Origin of the sequence: Calothrix sp. CCY 0018, from assembly GCF_963920925.1 — a bacterium.
GTDB lineage: Bacteria > Cyanobacteriota > Cyanobacteriia > Cyanobacteriales > Nostocaceae > Rivularia.
In genome coordinates this window covers 1-3,968 of the sequence record NZ_CAWUDI010000098.1, presented here as the reverse complement: position 1 = coordinate 3,968, position 3,968 = coordinate 1, and the positions used below count along the sequence as shown (strand labels likewise).

The window sequence follows — 3,968 nt, the reverse complement described above, 5'->3', positions numbered from 1 at the left end:
ACTGGTTTACTAATTGCTGTTACTGTACCTCATAAAGCTGCAATCTGCTGTATTTATGCGGACACCGATTTCGGTACTTTGTTAGCATTAAGGTAAGAAAGCAAACCATCAGTAATTTTATTCCGTCGTAACACCGAACGTATACCTGAAAAACAATTGGAAATTTTACTAGCAAATTTACTTTCAGTTCAAGATGCTTTGGAAGAAGGAAGCGTAGTTATTTTTGAAAAAACTCGCATCCGTATTCGTTCATTACCTATAAGTAGTTAAATAAATTTGAAGATAAAAGAGTTATAAATTTGGTGAAATGGGAATTAGAACAATTAGAGTATAAGTTAGAGTGATTTACTATTTACCAACTACTGGCGGTAGCATTTCCAATATATCAATCTTCAAATGGGGAAAACTCAAAGGCGAAATACTCTCATTTTCCTTTAATATAACTTCACTTTTATAACCATTTTCACCTATGTCTCTAAATACATGAAGCTGACGATTAATCACATCTAAAACCCAATAATCTACAATACCTGCTGCTGCGTAAGCTTTCCCTTTTGTTTCGCAATCTTTTTTAAAGGTAGTATCAGCAACTTCGATAACTAAATAAACTTCATCAGGTGTAGGATGATGGTCTGCGTAGTCTAATGCGTCAATTTTTACAACTGCAATATCTGGCTCTGGTTCTGAATAATCATCTAACTGTATTGGATCTTGAATTGATACCCAAGCCCGATTTTCTAAAAGATTTTTAAGTAAATAGTCTGTTCTTCCTACAGCAGAACGATGGGCTGTTCCTATAGCACTCATCCAAATAATCTTTCCTTCTAAAAGCTCAACTCGTTCGTCTTCATCAAAAATACCAGCTTCTGCCATCCGATGGTATTCCTTAACTGTCCACAAACGAAGTTGAATTGTAGTTTCTGTACTTTGCATAACTTTTATTAAAAATTTCAATACCTAAAGACGTTGCACTACAACATCTCTACATTATGATTGTAGATTAATTATCCAATGCCCTCTGCCCAATCCCCATTAACTCAACTGCGCCACAATTTGATTTTCTAAAAGCGTTTCACCAGCTAATAAGTCTTCAACGGTAATTCTCAAAAACCTTTCACTATCAACTTCTAAAAATACCTTAACTCGATCGCTTCCCGGAAATCCCGGTGGTGTTAAATTAGCAATGTTTCTTGCACCATCGCTGTCGTTGAGGGGTTTTACTGTAGTTTCGCTGCTTTCTGCACGACGAGTAATTAAGCGATCGCCATCAAAATAAACTTCGGTGCCGCCGGTTTCTGCTCCTAATTCTCCGATAATTAATTCTATGCTGGGTTGATTTTCTAAGGATGCACCCAAATATAGCTCTACTGGTTTATTCATTGGGTAGGGCTGCCCTTCTTTTACGATTGGATGCCAGCTATGACAGTTTTGGCGGCGATTCCAATAGCGGATTCCGTAGCTGTGATAAAGAAAATCTTTGATTTCCATACCTTGCGCTAGTTGTAATGCACCGTGGGCGATCGCTTCAAATGCTTGTTTGCTACGAATTTTATCGGCATCGAAGTAATTTTTTATCCATGTCTGCACCGCTGGAATTTGGGAAGTACCCCCAACTAACAATACAGCGTTAATATCTGCAACTTCTATACCTTGGCGGCGTGCTTGCTGCAATAATTGCGCCATCGATTCGTCAAGTAGTGCAAAAAACGAGTGTTCTTGCAAAATACTTTCAAAAGCATCGCGGTTTAATTCTAATTCGTAACTTTCAAATGTCTCGTCGTTGAAATAAACTTCGCTGGCTTGATTTTGGGTAGAAAGCTGAATTTTCACCTTTTCCGCGAGCCTTGTTGTCAACGGACTTACAGTTAAATCTTGAGTTTTCGCAAAGTAATCTGTTAACCAATTATCAATATCCGTACCACCCAAATTTTGACCGGCTTTCGCAAGTACGCGAGCAGTTTTGACCTTTTGTTTGGAATCTTCTGCTAAAGACTTATTGCCAAACTTTAATAAAAATCCCAAAGGTTTCTTACTTTGTTGCTGCACGCTTCGATCCAAACGCACCAAAGATAAATCTAAAGTTCCGCCACCAAAGTCAACTACTAGTAACAAATCTTCTTCAGTTAAACCATAGCCCAAAGCCGCTGCTGTGGGTTCATCCAGCATCCGCACTTGTTCCACAGCTAGCGGTTCGCAAACCTTTCCCAACCAGTGACGATAAGCTTCAAAACTGTCTACGGGAACGGTTAATACCAAAGAATCCAAACCACCTTCCATAGAAGATAATTGTTCAATTACTTTTTGCAGATACCATTCCCCAACTCGTTCAAAAGTAATATTTTGTCCATCTAATTCCGGTAAAAAACCTTGAATATCTGCACCAATCCCACGTTTAAAACTGCGGAAAAATCGCGAGTCACCTTTAATATCAACACCGCGATTCCTTACCTGTTGTCCAACTAAAACTTGTTTTTTTGAAGCATCTTCCACATATAACAAACTAGGAATTAACGGTGGATTCAAACCTTGTTGAATAGATAATTCCGGTATATTTAAAGTTTCTGGCTGCTGAGTTACCGGGTTCCAGCGAGCAATGACGGTGTTACTAGTGCCAAAATCTATTGCTATTGCCATTTTTTATAAATAAAAATTGATAAATTAAAAAAAGAAAATTTGAATCAAAACATAAAACTGATGTATAGACGTAGCACTGCTATGTCTCCCAAAATTTTGCATACCCCCTTCAGATTAATTCTACCTTCAAAGACGATTTTGGTATACGTAATTTCTCCTTCATCGGTTGCAGTAGCACTGAAGGTGGCGGCTATTCCTTCGCCAATATTGGGTTCTACGGTTATTTGATTAATGCTTGGGGCTGTATTGTCGATCGCAATGTTTACCGTGGCTGTATTTGAGGTGTTTCCTTCGTCGTCTTGAACGGTGTAGGTGAAGGTGTCGGCACCTGGTTGATTGCTGTTGGGAGTGTAGGTAATTGTGTTGTCGTCGTTGATCGTAATAGTGCCGTTAGTTGGTGCGGTAGATATTGCGATCGCGCTGGGGTTGATTGTGCCATCTGCGTCGCTATCGTTATCTAGGACGTTGATTATTACGGGTTGTCCTTGATTGGTGCTAACTTTATCGTTGTTGGCGATGGGGATAAGTATATCGTCGGTAAGGATGCGGACGTTATCTATAATTACTCTACTTTGTTTGCTGCCGAAGCCTAAGAGGTCGAAGTATAAAGTAGCTTCTGTATTGGCGGCTATGTCGCGGATATCTACTGTGATAGTGCGGGTGCTGTTGAGGTCGATTGAATCACCGCTTGATTGTGCGCCGGATAGTTTGACTTTATTGCTAAAGTATGCATTGCCGTCGTGTTGGATGTTGAGCAGTGCGTCGGTTTGATTAATTCCGGTTGCGGTTCCTACTAGGGGAGCGAAGGTGTTGGTGTTGAGGAGGGCGACTTCAAAAGCGTCGCCGGGAGCGAGGTTGCTGCTATCTAAGTCGGATTCTAAGATGGTGAATTGTAGGTATTTTGCTTGGTCGGGGATGATGAAGTCTTGGGTGAAGTTGCTGTTTAAACGGGATTCTTCGGTGAGGACTGCTTGTTGGTCAATTATGTTTGCTGCACCACGGGTTGACCAAGTTTCTTGAGTGTCGAATGTTCCGTTGTTAATTCCGTATAACGGGGTAGAAGTAAGCGGTGCAATCAAGGTTCCCTCACTCACTCCTTCTCTCACTCCCTCACTCCCATGTAAAAAGTTGAGTATTTGTAGGTTTAACAAGGATGGTAATTTACGAACTCCCGGTTTTAAGGTGGTGTTCATTAAGTCGTAGGGATGCACTGTGGGGTCGAGGTGGCTACCGTCTGGGGTTAGGGTGGCGGTGAAGTTATCCCCTACAAAGGTTTTATGTATGCGCTCAGTAAATCGGGGTAATAAGAAAAAATAAGGAGTAACAAAGGTACA

Annotated in this window: 3 protein-coding genes; all 3 read right to left on the bottom strand. The window is 40.5% G+C overall.

The window, feature by feature from the left end; genetic code table 11:
• Positions 1 to 348: 348 nt before the first annotated feature.
• The gene (locus tag ACM03V_RS34210; RefSeq protein WP_414625267.1) at positions 349 to 933 is read right to left on the bottom strand and encodes a Uma2 family endonuclease; all 585 of its coding nucleotides are present in this window, start codon (positions 931 to 933) and stop codon (positions 349 to 351) included.
• 99 nt (positions 934 to 1,032) lie between these two features.
• Positions 1,033 to 2,634 (bottom strand): Hsp70 family protein, encoded by a 1,602-nt coding sequence (locus ACM03V_RS34205; protein WP_414625266.1) that lies wholly within the window; start codon positions 2,632 to 2,634, stop codon positions 1,033 to 1,035.
• A 44-nt stretch (positions 2,635 to 2,678) separates the two neighbouring features.
• The coding region (locus ACM03V_RS34200; RefSeq protein WP_414625265.1) for a cadherin-like domain-containing protein at positions 2,679 to 3,968 on the bottom strand (1,290 nt) is incomplete at its 5' end.

What these genes read in the sequence shown, in the direction of transcription:
- ACM03V_RS34210 (WP_414625267.1), bottom strand. Translation starts at nt 933, where the DNA reads ATGCAAAGTACAGAAACTACAATTCAACTTCGTTTGTGGACAGTTAAG.
- ACM03V_RS34205 (WP_414625266.1), bottom strand. Translation starts at nt 2,634, where the DNA reads ATGGCAATAGCAATAGATTTTGGCACTAGTAACACCGTCATTGCTCGC.